The sequence below is a fragment of the Pseudogulbenkiania subflava DSM 22618 genome (assembly GCF_900177275.1).
Taxonomy (GTDB): domain Bacteria; phylum Pseudomonadota; class Gammaproteobacteria; order Burkholderiales; family Chromobacteriaceae; genus Pseudogulbenkiania; species Pseudogulbenkiania subflava.
This window is the reverse complement of record NZ_FXAG01000007.1, coordinates 127,889-144,433: the sequence shown is the minus strand read 5'-3', so window position 1 is coordinate 144,433 and position 16,545 is coordinate 127,889. Positions and strand designations below refer to the sequence as shown.

Sequence of the window (16,545 nt, the reverse complement as noted above, 5' to 3'; positions counted from 1 at the left end):
CAGCTCATGGCTCACCAACCCCAGATCAAGATTCCCGCCACCTATATCCGCGGCGGCACCAGCAAGGGCGTGTTCTTTCGTCTGCAGGACCTGCCGGAACGCTGCCAGGTGCCGGGTCCGGCGCGCGACAAGCTGTTCATGCGCGTGATCGGCAGCCCCGACCCCTACTCCGCCCACATCGACGGCATGGGCGGCGCCACCTCCAGCACCAGCAAGTGCGTGATCCTGTCCAAGAGCACGCAGCCCGGCCACGACGTGGACTACCTGTACGGCCAGGTCGCCATCGACAAGGCCTTTGTCGACTGGAGCGGCAACTGCGGCAACCTCTCCACCGCCGCCGGCGCCTTCGCCATCCACGCCGGCCTGGTCGACCCGGCACGCATTCCGGACAACGGCGTGTGCGTGGTGCGCATCTGGCAGGCCAACATCCAGAAGACCATCATCGCCCACGTCCCGGTGACAAACCGCCAGGTGCAGGAAACCGGCGATTTCGAGCTGGACGGCGTGACCTTCCCGGCCGCCGAGATCGTGCTGGAATTCCTCGACCCGTCGGACGACGGTGATGAGGGCGGCAGCATGTTCCCCACCGGCAATCTGGTGGACGATCTGGACGTACCCGGCGTCGGCACCTTCAAGGCCACCATGATCGCCGCCGGCATCCCCACCGTGTTCGTCAACGCCGCCGACATCGGCTACACCGGCACCGAGCTGCGTGAAGCCATCAATACCGACCCCACCGCACTGGCCCGGTTCGAAGCCATCCGCGTGGCCGGCGCGCTGCGCATGGGCCTGATCAAGACCCCGGAAGAGGCCGCCACGCGCCAGCACACCCCGAAGATCGCCTTCGTGGCGCCGCCCCAGGACTACACCGCCTCCAGCGGCAAACAGATCAGGGCCGGCGACGTCGACCTCCTGGTACGCGCGCTGTCCATGGGCAAGCTGCACCACGCCATGATGGGCACGGCCGCGGTCGCCATCGGCACCGCCGCCGCCATCCCCGGCACACTGGTCAACCTGGCCGCCGGCGGCGGCGAACGCAGCGCGGTGCGCTTCGGCCACCCCTCGGGTACGCTGCGCGTCGGCGCCGAGGCCGAGCGGGTGAACGGCGAGTGGACCGTGACCAAGGCCATCATGAGCCGCAGCGCGCGCGTGCTGATGGAAGGCTGGGTGCGCGTGCCGGGCGACGCATTCTAAGCGCTGACGCAGGCGTTCCACGGGCTAAACTGCAGAACGACGACGGCCAGATCCACCCGGCACAGGCCAAGCACGCCGGGTGGATGATCGGTCGCCATCACGTACGGCAGCAGCCGTCCAACCCGATCGCCACACCCCGCTAGGCACCCACTCGGAGCCTGGGCGGGGCTGAGCAGGAGGAACGCATGCCCCACCCACCCTCTTCCCTCCGCCCCGCCCCCGACCGGGTTCTGGTCGACATCGCCGACTATGTCGCCGATTACGCCATCACCTCTTCCCAAGCCTGGGACACCGCCCGCCTGTGCCTGATAGACACCCTGGGCTGCGGTCTGGAAGCACTGGCCTACCCTGCCTGCACCAAGCTCCTGGGGCCGATCGTGCCGGGCACCATCGTACCCAACGGCGCCCGGGTGCCCGGCACCCCGTTCCAGCTCGACCCGGAGCAGGCCGCGTTCACCATCGGCACGATGATCCGCTGGCTCGACTTCAACGACACCTGGCTCGCCGCCGAGTGGGGGCATCCGTCCGACAACCTGGGCGGCATCCTCGCCACCGCCGACTGGGTCTCGCGGGAGCGTGTCGCCCGTGGCCAGGCCCCGCTGATGATGAAAGACGTGCTGGAGAGCATGATCAAGGCGCACGAGATCCAGGGCTGCCTCGCGCTGGAGAACAGCTTCAACCGGGTCGGCCTGGACCACGTGGTGCTGGTGAAGGTGGCCTCCGCCGCCGTGTGCGCCAAGCTGATGGGCGGCAGCAAGGAGGACATCGTCAACGCCGTGAGCCAGGCCTTCGTCGACGGCCAGAGCCTGCGCACCTACCGCCATGCCCCCAACGCCGGCTCCCGCAAATCGTGGGCGGCGGGCGACGCCACCAGCCGCGGCGTGCGCCTGGCGCGGTTCAGCGTCAAGGGCGAGATGGGCATCCCGGGCGTGCTGAGCGCCAAAGACTGGGGCTTCTACGACGTGCTGTTCCAGGGCCGGCCGTTCACGCTCCCGCGCCCCTACGGCAGCTACGTGATGGAAAATGTGCTGTTCAAGATCGCGTTCCCGGCCGAATTCCATGCGCAGACCGCCGTGGAATGCGCGCTGGCTCTGCACGGCAAGCTGGCCCGACAGGGCAAGTCCGCCGCCGACATCCGGCACGTCGCCATCCGCACCCAGGAGGCCTGCCTGCGCATCATCGACAAGCAGGGCCCGCTGGCCAACCCGGCCGACCGCGACCACTGCATCCAGTACATGGTGGCCGTGCCGCTGATCTTCGGTCGCCTGAGCGCCGCCGACTACGAGGACGACGTCGCCGCCGACCCGCGCATCGACGACATGCGTGCCAGGATAAGCTGCGTGGAAGACCCGGCCTTCACCCGCGACTACCACGCCCCCGACAAGCGCAGCATCGCCAACGCCCTGACCGTGACCCTGAACGACGGCACCGTGCTCGACGAAGTGGTGTGCGAATACCCGCTCGGCCACCCGCGGCGGCGGGCGGAGGGCATCCCGCTGCTGGAGGACAAGTTCAAGACCCACCTTGCACACCGCTTTCCCGCCAAGCAGCGGGCGGCCATCTTTGCGCTGTGCCACGATCAGGCAAAGCTGCTGACGACGACGGTGAACGCTTTTACCGATTTATGGGTGATCTGACGGCGGCGGCATCGCCTGCGGCCAAGCTGGACGCCAAGGTTGGCCGAAGACGACAAGCCAATCTTTCTCCCACAAAGTCCCCTCGGCATGGCGATGCGCCCGCCTCGAGCGTCGCCCCACGTGATGATCGCCTCTTGGCAAGAGGCACGACCCACAGCGGTATTTGTACCGGCCGCGTTCCCAGCTCCGGAAGCCGTATGCTAGATTCACGCCACAGAACAAACCTCCCCCAAGACCAACCACGACACAACAGAGGATCGTCCATGAAAAGAAGCCTGGTCGTCGTGGCGGGGCTGCTGCTAGGACAAGCGGCCGCAGCCGACCCGAAAGAACTGGTCATCCTGCTGGACGACAGCACCGAGATGCCGCAGGCCGAGATCAGCGGCTCCCGGGTATGGCGCGGCATCCACCATGACCTGGGCCGGGCGCTCGCCAAGGAACTAGGCAAACGGCCGCGCTTTCTGGTGCTGCCCCGCCAGCGCATACCGGCAGCGCTCGAGAGCGGCCAGGCCGACTTGATCTGCATGTACCTGCCAGCCTGGCTGCCCGGTCCGTTCGACTGGACCCAGCCCTTCCTGCCCAACGCCGACATCGTCGTCACCTCGCACCGCGAGACACGACCAAGGCGTATCGAGGCGCTGGCCGGGCAACCCATCGGCACCCTACTGGGTTTTCGCTACCCCGAGCTGGAAGCCCGGCTGGGCTCGCGGTTTGTCCGGGATGACGCCCCCAATGCCAGCAGCAACCTGCACAAGCTGCAAGCGGGCCGCACCCGCCACGCCGTGGTGAACCTGCTCTATCTGAGCTATCAGGAAAAGCTCGGCCTGGACGCGGCGACGCTGTACCCGCCGCTGGTGCTGAGGCGTTATCAGGCTGGCTGCGCCCTGTCGCGGCAGGGTTCGGTCAGCCTGCGGCAAGTCGATGAGGCCATCGATACCTTGCGCCGGCAACACACGGTCAGCCAGATCTACCGCAAGTATCGCTGACCCAGGCCCGCCCCCAGCCATGCCGCGCCGGCAAAGCGGAGGTTGGAGCTGCAGGCGGTGGGTTTTCGCGCTATCGTCAGCGCCAGATACGCCGCCCCCTGGCCCGAGCCGCGCTCGGCCCGATGGCGCCAATCAACCACGAGAACACCATGAAGCGACCTTTCCTGCCCCAAGAGCACCCGATGCTGCGCCAGCATGCCGCCGCCGTGACCGAGTTCGACACGCCCGAACTGCATGACCTGGTGCAGGACATGTTCGACACCCAGTACGCCGGGAACGGCGTCGGGCTGGCGGCGCCGCAGATCGGCGTGCCGTTGCGGGTGATCGTGTTCGCCTACGTTGGCGGCGAACGCGCCCCCGACGCGCCGGCGATTCCACCCACGGTACTGATCAACCCGGAAATCCGCCCCGAATCCGAACGCGTCGAGGAAGACTGGGAAGGCTGCTTCAGCGTACCGGGCCAGCGTGGCCAGGTGCCACGCTGGCAGGCCATCCGTTACCGGGCACAGGACATCCAGGGCCGCCTGATCGAAGGCCGCGCCGAGGGCTTTCATGCCCGCATCATCCAGCATGAGGTCGATCATCTGAACGGCACGCTCTTCATCGACCGCTTGCAACCCGGCACCGACGACACACCTCCCTCCGAGCCGGCGGCAGACTAAGAACCTGTTCACGATCTGTCGCGAGCGGCCCTCAGCGGGGTGAAGAGCCGCGCAGGAACCGGAATGTACAAGCGCACGACAAAAAGCCTCACGGCCAGCCTGGCGATAACCGAGGCTGGCCGTGAGGCTTTGGGCTGTAAAGAAGCGAGCGCGTCAGAGCGCCGCCATCCGCCGCAGATAGTCCGGCACCTGCTTGGCCACCACCTTCTGCAAGCCGCATAGCAGCTGGTGCGACACGTGAGGCAGGCCATGCTGGACCCGCAGCACCTGGGTCAGGTGCCCCATCAGGTTGGCGGCCATTTCGGCGTCGGCCAGCGCCCGGTGTGCCTGCCCGGTCGCCGGCAGGCCGGCCCAGCGCGTCAAAGTGCCGAGCTGGTGGTTTGGTGCTGCCGGCAACAGCCGCCTCGCCAACAACAGGGTGCAGGCAAAATCCTGCCGCCGCGTGCGACCAAACTGGCCGAGCTCGTAATCCCAGAACTTGCGGTCGAAGGCGGCGTTGTGCGCCACCAGCGGTGTGTCGCCGACGAACTCGGCCGCCTCGCGCATCACGGCGTCGGCCGGCGGCGCGGCCTTCAGCATAGCGTTGCTGATGCCGGTGAGGCGCTCAATGTCGGGCGGCACCCTCACGCCCGCGTTCATCAGGCTCTGAAAGCGGGCCGTCACCCGGCCGTTTTCCAGCAGCACTACGGCGATCTCGGTGGCACGGCAGCCGACACCGGGGCTGAGCCCGGTGGTTTCGAAGTCGATCACGGCGACGCGCTCCAGGCCGCCCTTGTCCTGCCGCTCAGTCATTCAACGCCGCCTTGGCCGCCTCTTCCGGCGTCAGTCCGTCGTAGAACTGATCGGTATACCATTCGGCCTGCTCTTCGATGTGCTCCTGCGCCTCGCGCGGGGTGGCTCCGGCGGCCACCAGCAGGGCCTCGACCTCGGCGCACCACTCCAGCAGCGCCCGGGTTTCCGGGTCGAGATCCTTGTCCTTTTTTGCCATGGCGATTCGCGTCCTGAAAGAAATGTCGAAAAACGATGCGGCATTGTACGCGATCCGACGCGAGCGGGGTCGCCTGCCATGCCCCCAGAAATGGGGACAGCCCAAAGCCACGCGACCATGCCACCTCGTCAAAAAAACAAGGTGGTGCCGTCAGCCATCTCTGCCGGCATATTCGCCAACCGCAACGGCACCTACGCCGAGGAAGCCCCTTCGTTGATCCTGATCGGCGCCGCACCTGCCATCGCCACTGCGGGGCAGATGATCGTTCTGTTACCGTAAGCCAATAGCCTGCGGCCTTCGTTCGGGCCATTTGGCTCAATTGATGACAGGCTCTAGCATCGCCGCCCTGCAAGCGCGCCTCACCAAGGCACGGTTTTTTCTTGCCGGCGCAGAACAGCATTTCGCGCTATATTGATATGACATATTCAGCCAACACACTACCGCCATACCACAGCAAGGAGAAAGGCATGAATCAGGAAGTCTACTGGCTGCTGGAGCTCGCCATCCAGCCTGGCCAGCGCGAGGCCTTCGACCACCTGATGACCGAGATGGTCGAGGCAACCGGCGCCAACGAGCCCGGTGCGCTGAATTACGAATGGAACGTCAGCAGCGACGGCACGACCTGCCATATCTACGAACGCTACCGCGACTCGGCGGCGGTGCTGACCCACCTGGGCAATTTCGAGACGCGCTTCGCCGAACGCTTCTTTGCACTGCTGACGCCGACCCGCTTCAGCATCTACGGCCACCCCAGTGCCGAACTCCAGGCCGCGCTGGCGGATATCAAGCCCAGTTACCTGAGCCCGGTCGGCGGCTTCCGCCGCTAGGCCACCCCGTACCAAAGTTGGCCGAAGCCCGCACCGCTTCGGCCACCCTTTTGCGGCAAACTCCGCCTAAAATGGGGACACTCTTCATCCCGAGGAACCCCCATGTCGACCAGTTTTGCCGCCGCCGGCGCCCCCTCCCTTTCACGCCAGCGCGTCGCCCTGCTCACGCTGCTGGCCATGACGGCATTTGCCGGCAACTCCCTGCTCTGCCGCCAGGCACTCAAGCACACCAGCATCGACCCGGCTACCTTCACCACCCTGCGCATCGCCTCCGGAGCCCTGGTGCTGTGGTTGATCGTGCGTCTGCGCGCGGCGACCGGCAGCGGCAACGGCCGCTGGCGCTCGGCGCTGGCGCTGTTCTTCTACGCCGCCGCGTTCTCGTTCGCCTACGTCAGCCTGTCGGCGGCGACGGGTGCCCTGCTGCTGTTCGGGGCGGTTCAGGCAACGATGATCGGGATCGGACTGGCGCGGGGCGAACGCCTAAGCGTCCGTCAACTGGCCGGCTTGCTGCTCGCGCTGGCGGGGCTGGCTGGCCTGCTGCTGCCGGGCCTGTCGGCGCCACCGCTGGCGGGGGCCGTGCTGATGCTGCTGGCAGGCGTGGCCTGGGGCGCCTACTCGCTGCTCGGCAAAGGCGCCGGCGACCCGACCCGCGTCACCGCCGGCAACTTCCTGCGCGCCGTGCCGCTGGCGATTTCGCTGAGCCTGCTGCTGATGCCGGCAGCCTCATGGGACACCGCCGGCGCCATCTACGCGCTGCTCTCCGGCGCGCTGGCCTCGGGTGTCGGCTACGCCGTGTGGTACACCGCCCTGCGCGGGCTGACCGCCACCGGCGCGGCCACGGTACAGCTCACCGTGCCGGTGATCGCGGCGGCGGGGGGCGTAGCGCTGCTGGGCGAGCCGGTCACGCTGCGCCTGGTGCTGGCCTCGATCGCCATTCTGGGCGGGGTATGGCTGGTCATCGCCGGCAAGCGCCAAGCCGGACGCTGAAACACCATGGACGATCACGAGCTCGACACGCTGCTGGCGGAGATCCGCGCCTGCCGCCACTGCGAAGCGCAACTGCCGCTGGGACCGCGCCCGGTGCTGCAGGCGGCGGCGACGTCACGCATCCTGCTGGTGGGCCAAGCCCCCGGCGTACGCGTGCACCAGACCGGCCTCCCCTTCAACGACCCCTCGGGCGACCGCCTGCGGCGCTGGCTCGACCTGGACCGCGACGCCTTCTACGACCCGGCCCGGCTCGCCATCGTGCCGATGGGCTTCTGTTACCCCGGCAAGCACGGCAGTGGCGATGCCCCGCCTCGTCCGGAATGCGCCGTGCTATGGCGCCAGCGCCTGCTGGCACAGCTGCCCGACATCCGCCTGACGCTGCTGATCGGCCAATACGCGCAGGCCTGGCACCTGGGAAAACGCCGCAAAAAGACCCTGACCGACACCGTCAAGGCCTGGCGCGAGTACCAGCCTGAGCTCTTCGTGCTGCCTCACCCCAGCCCGCGCAACGTGCGCTGGTTCGTCAGCAACCCCTGGTTCGACGATGAGGTGGTGCCGGCGCTGCGCGCGGCGGTGCACGCCGCGCTGGCGGACTGAAACACGGCTCTATCAGGCCGACAGCAGCGACCCGGTCTTGAAGGCATGGGGAGTCGCCACCTTGGCGAGCCCCATCCCGGTGGTGGCGAAATGGCGGCTCTCCAGCACGTACACCATGCCGCCATACGCCGAGCTCAGCACGCTGACCCGGTCATTCAGCGGGTCGATCACCTCCACCACCGGCTGGCCCGGCTCCACCCGGGTCCCCGGGGCAACCAGGAAGGTCACGACCCCGGAGTGCGGGGCGCAAAGATTCTCCGACCCGGCCAGCGGTGTCGCCGGATAATCGAGCGGCGGCAGCTCGGCCGCCGGGAGGTCGGCGATCACGCCACGGTAGCGCAGAAACTCCAGGATCGCCGCCGCATCCCGCTCCGCCAGCTCATGCCTGACGTCGCCCTGGCCACGCAGCTCCACCGTCACCACGAGCGCCGCCAACTCGATCGGCACGTCGAGACCGTCCTGCCGCGCCTTCTCCTGCAACTCCCACCAGAGGCGGCTACAGGCTTCATCGAACGGGTCCCCGCCGGACTCGGTGGCCAGCAACTGCGCCTGCGAGCCGAGGTAGCGTGACAACGGTTCGCACTGCGGCCACAGCGGCGTACCGGTATAGACGTGCAGCGCGGCGCGAAAATCGCAATGCAGGTCGAGCACGATGTCGGCGTCGGCCGCCAACGACATCAGGCGGTGCCGCAGGCTCTGCAGCTCGGTGCTCACCGGCCAGGCCGCCAGCTCCGCACGGATGGCGGCGCGAATCAGCTGGGTATTGGCGGCGGCATCGCCGGACAAGTGCGGCTTCACGCGCCGGTAGACCCCTTCAAGCAGGGCCGGATAATTTCGGTTGAAATTCTCGCCGCTGGCCATCTCGAAACGGCCCAATTGCAGCCCGAGCAGGGTCTGGTCATGACCAATCGGATTGGCTTGCGGCACCAGCACCACTTCGCCGTGCAGGTGGCCGGCGGATTCCAGTGCCTGGAGGGCCGACTTGAGATGCCAGGCCACCAGCATGCCGGGGAGCTCGTCGGCGTGCAGCGCGGCCTGGATATAGACCTTCTGACCTTGTCCGGCGCGGCCGAAATGCAGGCTGCACAGCTGCCGGCTGGAGCCGAGACCGGGGGAGAGCAAAGTATGTTCGATACGTTTCATGATCAGGAATGAGGCAGGCCGGGTTAACGTCAATACCGGAACCATACCCGAACTTGCCGCAGTCGTTGAAGACGAGAGCACCGCGGGCGGCAAGAACGGCCGACGCCACACCGCTTGCCTTGCCCCCCAGCACGAAGACATGCCCAGGCGCCGGGATGCCGCATGCTCCGCCAGCCCGTCTGGCCGGCATCCGCTCCACCCTAAGCCTGATGCATGGCCCGAAGCCGTTCCTCCAGATACTGGATGAAGGCATGCACCTTGCGCGAATAGCGGCGGTTGGGCAAATAGGCGGCATACACGTGCGCGTCGCCAAGCTGCGGCGTCACACTCCACGCGTCGAACAAGCGCAGCACGCGCCCTGCCCGAATATCCTCCTGCACCACCCACTCCGGCAGCAACGCGACGCCATGGCCGCCGAGCACGGCTTCGCGCAGCATGTCGAGACTGTTGGTGATGAACGGCCCGTCCACTTCAACCTGCTCGCTCCGAGCCTCCAAGCGGAATGTCCAGCGCTGGCGCCCCGGCCGATATGCAAAGCGAAGGCAGGCATGCGAAGCCAGCTCGATCGGCGCACGAGGCGTGCCGTGCCGTTCCAGGTAGTCAGGGCTCGCCACCAGAAAACGCCGATTCTCCGCCAGCTTCTTCACGATCAAATGCTCGTCACGATTCGGCACCCCTATCCTGACGGCAAGGTCGATACGCTCAACCGCCAGATCCTGATACGAATCCGATACCACGAGATCCAGCTTCACGCGCGGATAGGCTTTCATGAAATCGGAAAGATGCCCCGCCAAACAGAGACGGCTATAGGTCACGGGAACGGATACCCGCAGCGTGCCCATCGGCTCCTCCTTGCCGTCGGCAATGCTGCTGTCGGCCTCCTCCAGATCGGCCAGGAGCTTGGAAACCTGCTCGAGGTAGCTTGCCCCGGCATCCGTCAACAGGACTTGCCGGGTGGTGCGAGTGAGCAGGACGGCCCCCAGCGACTGTTCCAGCGCATCCATCAGCCGTGTTACCGACGACGTCGCCACACCGAGCCGCCGAGCCGCCCTGGAAAACCCTCCCGTTTCGGCCACTTCCATCAGCGTTCTGAGAGCCAACAATTTATCCATGCAAATCCTTTGCGAAAAACGCAATGCTAGCTTGCAATTTATATGGATTCAACGCACGAATGACAACGACTAAGCTTGCGGCATGATCACTTTGCCCAAGGAGCCGTCCATGGAATTCATCGAGCACGACATCCCTGCCTCACCCGCTCATCACCCCCATGAAACGCACCATCGTCATGCGCACACCGTCTGGGAGAACCTGGCATGAAAACGCTGCTGCAAACCGTGCCCACAGGCACACCGCTGGTCATGACCCGCGCCATGATCTCCTTGTTCGCCTTCTGCTGTGGCGCCATCGTCGCCAATATCTACTACGCCCAGCCGATCATCGGCTTGATTGCGCCAGACATCCACATGTCCGGCCAGACCGCCAGCCTGATCGTGTCGCTGACGCAGATCGGCTATGCCCTCGGCTTGTTCTTTCTGGTGCCGTTGGGTGACCTGCTCGAAAACCGCCGTCTGATGATCGCGACGGCCATGCTCTCGATCGTCAGCCTGGCCACAACAGCGCTCGCGCGGCAGCCAGGCCTGTTTCTGCTGGTCTCGCTGCTGCTCGGATTCAGCTCGGTGTCCGTTCAGCTGTTGATTCCCCTGGCGGCCCACCTGTCGCCAGAGGCATCGCGGGGGCGCGTGGTCGGCGGCATCATGGGGGGGCTGTTGCTCGGCATTCTGCTGGCTCGTCCGCTCTCGAGCTTTGTTGCCGACCACTTCGGCTGGCGCGTCGTATTTGGCACGGCCTCGATCCTGATGGCCGCCATCACCGTGTTGCTGGCCGCCACCATGCCCCGTCGTCAACCGGCCCATCAAGCGGGCTATGGCCAGCTGCTGCGCTCTTTGGCAACGCTGATGGCCAGCACTCCCGTGCTGCGCCAGCGTTCGTTCTTCCAGGCGTGCATGTTCGCGACCTTCAGCCTGTTCTGGACCGCCGTTCCGCTCGAATTGGCCCAGCATCACGGGCTGAGCCAGTCGCACATCGCCATTTTCGCCCTGGTTGGCGCTATCGGCGCCATCGCCGCTCCCATCAGCGGCCGCCTGGCGGATGCCGGACATACCCGCCCCGCTACCCTGGCGGCACTCGCGGTCGGTTCCTTGAGCTTTCTGCCTGTACTGCTGGCCCCTTCGCTGGGCGTCGCGGGCCTGGTGGTGGCGGGGGTCGTGCTGGATTTCTGCGTGCAAACGAACATGGTACTGGGGCAACGCGAGATTTACGCACTCGATCCTGCCATCCGCAACCGACTCAACGCGCTCTACATGACCAGCATTTTCATTGGAGGTGCGGCCGGCTCTGCCATCGCCAGCATCGTGTATCAACAGGGTGGCTGGGCCTGGGTCTGCATGGCAGGCAGCGCCTTCCCCGTCCTGGCTCTTCTGCCATTCATGCTGAAAAAAGGGAGGGCATAACGAAAGCCCCTTATCGGCACGACCGATAAGGGGCAGAGGGATCAACGGGGGCACTGTCGGCCAGGAACCAGCCGTTCGGCATCCTGTGCTGCCAGCCGCCTCCGGGCCGGGGCGGTGATCGGCATACGGGCGGATCGTGCCAAAGCAGATGCCCCGTTCCTGCCGCCAACGTTGCACCATGAGCCGCCCGCAGGGGTCAAAGCGGCTCACCTAAACCGGCGTAACGGCGGCCTCATGGTGCAACAGCCGGCGGAAATCCGACGAGGGCATGGGTTTGCCGAACAGGTAGCCCTGCATCTCCACGGCGCCCAGGCTGCCGAGATAGTCCGCCTGGATGTCGGTTTCCACCCCTTCGGCCACCAGGTTCAGATTGAGCCCGGTGGCGATGGCGACGATGGCGCGCACGATGGGCGAATCCTCCTTGCCGGCTTCGATTTCGCGCACGAACGACTGATCGATCTTGAGCGTCGTCACCGGCAAATGGCGCAGGTAGCTCAGCGACGAATACTGCGTGCCGAAATCGTCGATAGCCACGCGGATGCCCTCTTCGGCCAACCCCGCCAGTTTCAGCGACATGGCTTGCTGATCGGCAATAAACGCATTCTCGGTGATCTCGATCTCGAAGCTCTGGCGACGGATACCGTAGCGGTCTACCGTCGCGATCAGATAGTCGTAGAAATCATTGTCGACCAAGACCTCGGGCGGCACGTTGACCGACATGCGCGACAGCTCGAGGCCGGCCCGTTTCCATTCACGCAGCGTCTGGCAGGCACGCTCGATCACCCAGTAGGTGAGCGGCTTCATCAACCCGATTTCTTCGATCACCCCCAGGAAGGCCCCCGGCGGAACCAGCCCGCGGGTCGGGTGCCGCCATCGGATCAAGGCTTCACAGCCGATGATCCGGCGGCTGTCGAATTCGACTTGCGGCTGGTAGTGCAGCTCGAACTGTTCGAGCTCCAAGGCCCGCCGGACCTCGTTTTCGAGCCTCAGGCGCTGGCCGGCGGCATCGTCCATCACCGGCAGGAAGAAGTCGAAACCATTCTTGCCCTGGGACTTGACCTGGTACATGGCGATATCGGCATGACGCAGCAGGGTCTCAATATCGTCGCCATCGTCGGGAAACACCGCGATGCCGATGCTGACCGTGAGAAAAACATCGTCGCCGTCGATGCTGAACGGCGCGGCAACCTCCTTGACCAGCTTGGCCGCGAGGATGGCGGCATCCTCCTTTCTACTCAGGCCCGGCAACAGGATGGTGAATTCGTCGCCGCCCAGGCGGGCCAGCGTGTCGCACTCCCGCAAGACGCATTGCAGACGCTGCCCCACTTGCTGCAGCAGCTCATCACCCTTGATATGACCAAAGGTATCGTTGGCGAGCTTGAAGCGGTCCAGATCGACGAACAGGACCGCCACCTGACGCCCCTTGCGCTTGGCCTGCATGATCGCCAAGCCGAGCCGGTCGCGAAACAGTGCGCGGTTGGGCAGGCCGGTGAGCAAATCGTGGTAGGCCAGGTAGGCCATGCGGTGTTCTGCGTCCTTTTTGTCGGTCACATCGCGCGCCACGCCATACAAGCGGCTCGACAGCTGCGGCAGATCCAGTTCAACTGGCACCAGGCTCGCTTCGAAATGCCGCTCGGCGATCTCTCCCCCCCTGCTGGCGATGCGAAACTCGATGGCCCGCTGCCCCGTCCGATGCTCGAGTACATAACGGACTCGCTCGGCATCCACCGGCAAAACCAGGTCGAGCAGCGATTGGCCAAGCAGTTCCTGCGGGGAATAGCCGATCAAATGGTGGGTACGCTCATTGGCAAACGTAAAGCAAAAGCGCTCGTCCAGCGTGAAGATAAGATCGGGCGACGCCTCCACCAGTGACCGGTGCATGCGCTCCGAGGTGTGCAGCTGCTGTGCCATAGCCAGGTTGGCACGCGCCAGGCTGCGGCGCTGCAGAGCCAGCTCGACCCGGTGCATGAGCTCCTCTACGGCATACGGCTTGCAGACATAATCACTGGCCCCGCTGCGCAGCGCGCAAACGGCGGAATCGAAAGCGGTGTCGCCGCTGACCACCAGCACCTCGGTGTCGATGCCGGCACGCCGGATCATCCCCAGCAGATCGAGCCCGTTCATGTCGCCCAGGTGCAGATCGAGCAGCATCAAATCCACGCCGCCGGCCATGAGCTGTTCCAGGGCCGACTGGCCGTCGTGGCAGGCGCGCACGTCGTAATTCCGCCCCCGCAACAGCATGCACAGGCTTTCCCGCATGCGGGGTTCATCGTCTACGACCAATAATTTTGCGCTTGTACCGAAGTGATTCTCTGCCACTTTGCCCCCTTGCCTACCCATACCGCCATTGGCGCAGATCGAAAACGGGCCTGCACTCTCGTCACTGCCGGTCGAGCGGCAGCAATACCTGAAAACGCGTTCCCTGCTGATCCGAACGGCAGTTGATCAAACCGTTCAGATCGCGCACCAGCTGCCCCACGATGGCCAGCCCAAGCCCTTGATGAAAGCCGGGTTTCTGGCTCGCCACCGGTTGGTAGAGCTGAGCGAGCACCTCTTTGGGAATGCCGGGGCCGTTGTCCTCGACCCGGATTTCGACATGGGACGCCCCTGCCTCGCCCAAGCCCCAGGCTGCCGTCGAGAGGGTCACGCGCCCGCCTTGCGGCATGGCTTCCAAGGCATTCTTGATCAAATTCACCAGCAGTTGCTTGAGCCGGTCACGGTCGGACACGATGTCCGGCAGCGCCTCGGCCAAATCGAGACGAATATCGACCAGGCCGGCAAACGGAATGGACCCTCGGAACAAAGTCGCCAGATCCTCCACGATACGGTTGAGCTTGACCGGCCCCCGCGCCGCCGCCCCCTCGGCCTGCTGCTCGCGCGCGGCGCGCAGCATGTGAGCCACCCTGTCGATTTCCTCGCGCACGATGGCCAGCTCGGGTTGGGGCGCGCCCTTGCCGGCGCTGGCTGCCTCGAGGATGGAGACGTAATTCCGGATGATCGCCAGCGGGTTGTTGAGCTCATGCACCAGTCGATTGAGCCGGCTGTCCGCGCCAGCCTCCCCGCCGTCCAGCGCCGCGGCATTGCCGGACCGGCGCTGCAGGGCAATGCGGTCTGCGCTCAAGCACCCAAAAACCGCGAGACAGGGCAGCTTGGCCGCCAATGCAGCAGCCCGATCCGCGCTGTCGATCACGGCCACCAGCACGCCAATCCGGGCAGACGCCGTGCGCAGCGGCAGCAGCAGCATGCCTTCTCCGCCCAGGCTGCGCAGCACCTGGTCGTCGAGCAAGGGTAATTGCCCTTGGCGCATAACCAGCTGCGGCACGCCATCCAGTGCCCGCGCCAGCAAAGAGGTGCTGCTGCCGCGGACGAACTCCAGTTGCGCCAGCTTGGCCGAATGGTGAGCCAACGGTTTGGCGCGGAACCGCTCGCTTTCCCCCTCGATCGCTTCGAAGCAAAGCGCCGCGTCCAGATCGAACAGTATCTTGAGTGCTTGCACGGCAATCTGCATGGCCGAGGCGCTACCACTGGATTGGCCCAGAGCCTGATTGACCAGCAGCATGTCCTGAAGGCGCGCGGCCAGCAGGGCATCGGCTTGAGGTGCCAGCTCGCCCGCCTTGGGACCGGAAAGGCGTATGCCCAGTTGTTCGGCGATGTTCAGCAAATCACGCTCGACGGCAGCGAGCAGGGCCGGCAGATCGTCGAGCGCTGCGCCGCATAGCGCCACGGCGGAAGCATCGGGCTGAGGGTGCTCTGTCGTGTGCGAAGCGGCCAGGTAATCCGCGAGGAGAACGATGCGCACCAGCGGTGGGGCCGATACCATGCGCTCGAATGGCTCGTGGTGATACAACACGCTGTCGCCAAGAAACGAATCCAGTTGCCATTTTTCCACCATCCAGGCGCCCACTTCGACGTGGGTGAGCCCAAACGCGGCATGTTCCGCCGCACACAACGATTCGCCGTCCTGGTAGTCGCGGAAGATGCTCTGGTAATCCTCCGGGACCGTTGCCAGCAAAGCCAGACGGCCAATGTCATGCACCAAGCCCCCCAGGTAGGCTTCTTCCAGGCTGGGGTAATGCATCCGCCGTGCCAGTTCGCGGGCGATCAACGCCGTGCGCAGGGAGTGGCCCCAGAATTCGCCCAGATCGACTTCTTGCCAATCGACCAGCCGGTTGAAAACCTGCATGACCGACCCATTGATCACGAGCGTCTTGATGGTATTCATGCCAAGCAGGGAAAGGCACTGATCGAGCGTGGCCGGGCGAGTGCGGCCCTGGAATGCGGCCGAGGTGGATAGCGCAAATATCTGCGCGACCATGCCGGCGTCGCGACCGATCAGCGCCGACAGATCGGACAAGTTCAGATCATCGCGCTGGCACAAGTCCAACAATTGCACCAGGATGGGCGACATCGTGGGCAAGCGCGCAAGCATGAGCTTGCCGCGAATGTCACGCTGCGCCGAGCCGGCTGCGCTTGGGTTCCCCCCCTTGGCGGCGAGCAGTCTATCCATCGTCGTCACGACCTCCCTTTGCAGCAGCCCAGCCAGCAGCCGCTTACAGACTCAGACACACTCCTGGACTTGGGCTACATCCGGCATTTTCATTTATCGTCATTGGCGCAATCACAAGCCGGTAGCAGGAGAACAGCATATCCGATTTTTATATTTATACACATCGCAAATTAAATTGCCTATTTCTCGATGGTATCTCTCCCGGTATTTGTGCTTTGCAATCCATATTATCAAAAAATCAATTTGCATAAATGGCGATTTATGAAAAACCTGATTACCTATTTCCCTGATTTTAAAGCTGCGAGATTTTATGAAATAGTCATTTACCCATGATTATAGGGATGGACGAGCTGGTTGCGCAGACCGATGAAAACCCAACGACCTTGAATCCCCGGGGCCGCAGCCTATTGGTTGCCTTGGCTGTTGTTTCTAACGTGTTTTATATAGGCTGGTTGGTAGCCAACAGTGCGTGAGGAGAGGAAAGAAAAATGGCCATGGATCGCT

Annotated in this window: 15 protein-coding genes; 9 read left to right on the top strand and 6 right to left on the bottom strand. The window is 64.8% G+C overall.

The features are described from left to right. Nucleotides 1-6 precede the first annotated feature (6 nt). The 4 genes from prpF (at nucleotide 7) to def (ending at nucleotide 4,479) form a co-directional block, all read left to right on the top strand. Nucleotides 7-1,194 (top strand): 2-methylaconitate cis-trans isomerase PrpF, encoded by a 1,188-nt coding sequence (prpF, locus tag B9N72_RS08575; RefSeq protein ID WP_085275998.1) that lies wholly within the window; start codon nucleotides 7-9, stop codon nucleotides 1,192-1,194. Nucleotides 1,195-1,379: 185 nt separating this feature from the next. After that, nucleotides 1,380-2,831 (top strand): bifunctional 2-methylcitrate dehydratase/aconitate hydratase, encoded by a 1,452-nt coding sequence (locus B9N72_RS08570; protein ID WP_085275997.1) that lies wholly within the window; start codon nucleotides 1,380-1,382, stop codon nucleotides 2,829-2,831. 263 nt (nucleotides 2,832-3,094) lie between these two features. Beyond that, nucleotides 3,095-3,817 carry a substrate-binding periplasmic protein gene (locus tag B9N72_RS08565; RefSeq protein ID WP_085275996.1) on the top strand — a complete coding sequence of 241 codons (723 nt, stop codon included), beginning with the start codon at nucleotides 3,095-3,097 and terminating at the stop codon, nucleotides 3,815-3,817. Nucleotides 3,818-3,966: 149 nt separating this feature from the next. Further along, nucleotides 3,967-4,479, top strand: coding sequence for a peptide deformylase (gene def / locus B9N72_RS08560; RefSeq protein WP_085275995.1), 513 nt, complete (start codon nucleotides 3,967-3,969; stop codon nucleotides 4,477-4,479). Between the two features lie 153 nt (nucleotides 4,480-4,632). Here the strand turns inward: def and B9N72_RS08555 are convergent, their stop codons facing one another. Next, on the bottom strand, nucleotides 4,633-5,271 hold the full coding sequence (locus B9N72_RS08555) for a 3'-5' exonuclease (protein ID WP_200810912.1): 639 nt from the start codon (nucleotides 5,269-5,271) through the stop codon (nucleotides 4,633-4,635). Beyond that, nucleotides 5,264-5,467, bottom strand: coding sequence for a hypothetical protein (locus B9N72_RS08550; RefSeq protein ID WP_024302318.1), 204 nt, complete (start codon nucleotides 5,465-5,467; stop codon nucleotides 5,264-5,266). Before B9N72_RS08550 ends, B9N72_RS08555 begins: the two co-directional genes overlap by 8 nt. 117 nt (nucleotides 5,468-5,584) lie before the next feature. Between B9N72_RS08550 and B9N72_RS21085 the strand changes: the two genes are divergently transcribed. The 4 genes from B9N72_RS21085 (at nucleotide 5,585) to B9N72_RS08535 (ending at nucleotide 7,878) form a co-directional block, all read left to right on the top strand. After that, complete coding sequence (locus B9N72_RS21085) at nucleotides 5,585-5,746, top strand: hypothetical protein (protein ID WP_159453032.1); 162 nt, start codon at nucleotides 5,585-5,587, stop codon at nucleotides 5,744-5,746. A gap of 188 nt (nucleotides 5,747-5,934) precedes the next feature. Then, nucleotides 5,935-6,294, top strand: a complete 360-nt coding sequence (locus B9N72_RS08545; protein WP_085275994.1) for a putative quinol monooxygenase — start codon at nucleotides 5,935-5,937, stop codon at nucleotides 6,292-6,294. Between the two features lie 102 nt (nucleotides 6,295-6,396). After that, nucleotides 6,397-7,281: a DMT family transporter gene (locus B9N72_RS08540; RefSeq protein WP_085275993.1), complete on the top strand. Its 885-nt coding sequence runs from the start codon at nucleotides 6,397-6,399 to the stop codon at nucleotides 7,279-7,281. Nucleotides 7,282-7,287: 6 nt separating this feature from the next. Beyond that, nucleotides 7,288-7,878, top strand: coding sequence for a uracil-DNA glycosylase family protein (locus B9N72_RS08535; RefSeq protein WP_085275992.1), 591 nt, complete (start codon nucleotides 7,288-7,290; stop codon nucleotides 7,876-7,878). 12 nt (nucleotides 7,879-7,890) lie between these two features. Here the strand turns inward: B9N72_RS08535 and B9N72_RS08530 are convergent, their stop codons facing one another. Together B9N72_RS08530 and B9N72_RS08525 are read right to left on the bottom strand one after the other, a co-directional pair. After that, nucleotides 7,891-9,021 (bottom strand): succinylglutamate desuccinylase/aspartoacylase family protein, encoded by a 1,131-nt coding sequence (locus B9N72_RS08530; RefSeq protein ID WP_085275991.1) that lies wholly within the window; start codon nucleotides 9,019-9,021, stop codon nucleotides 7,891-7,893. 200 nt (nucleotides 9,022-9,221) lie between these two features. After that, complete coding sequence (locus tag B9N72_RS08525; RefSeq protein ID WP_085275990.1) at nucleotides 9,222-10,133, bottom strand: LysR family transcriptional regulator; 912 nt, start codon at nucleotides 10,131-10,133, stop codon at nucleotides 9,222-9,224. A 204-nt stretch (nucleotides 10,134-10,337) separates the two neighbouring features. Here B9N72_RS08525 and B9N72_RS08520 point away from each other — a divergent pair, with 204 nt between their 5' ends. Next, nucleotides 10,338-11,534 carry an MFS transporter gene (locus tag B9N72_RS08520; RefSeq protein ID WP_085275989.1) on the top strand — a complete coding sequence of 399 codons (1,197 nt, stop codon included), beginning with the start codon at nucleotides 10,338-10,340 and terminating at the stop codon, nucleotides 11,532-11,534. Nucleotides 11,535-11,744: 210 nt separating this feature from the next. Here the strand turns inward: B9N72_RS08520 and B9N72_RS08515 are convergent, their stop codons facing one another. Continuing rightward, nucleotides 11,745-13,874, bottom strand: a complete 2,130-nt coding sequence (locus B9N72_RS08515; RefSeq protein ID WP_085275988.1) for a putative bifunctional diguanylate cyclase/phosphodiesterase — start codon at nucleotides 13,872-13,874, stop codon at nucleotides 11,745-11,747. 40 nt (nucleotides 13,875-13,914) lie between these two features. After that, nucleotides 13,915-16,041: an HDOD domain-containing protein gene (locus tag B9N72_RS08510; RefSeq protein ID WP_085275987.1), complete on the bottom strand. Its 2,127-nt coding sequence runs from the start codon at nucleotides 16,039-16,041 to the stop codon at nucleotides 13,915-13,917. Between the last annotated feature and the right edge of the window lie 504 nt (nucleotides 16,042-16,545).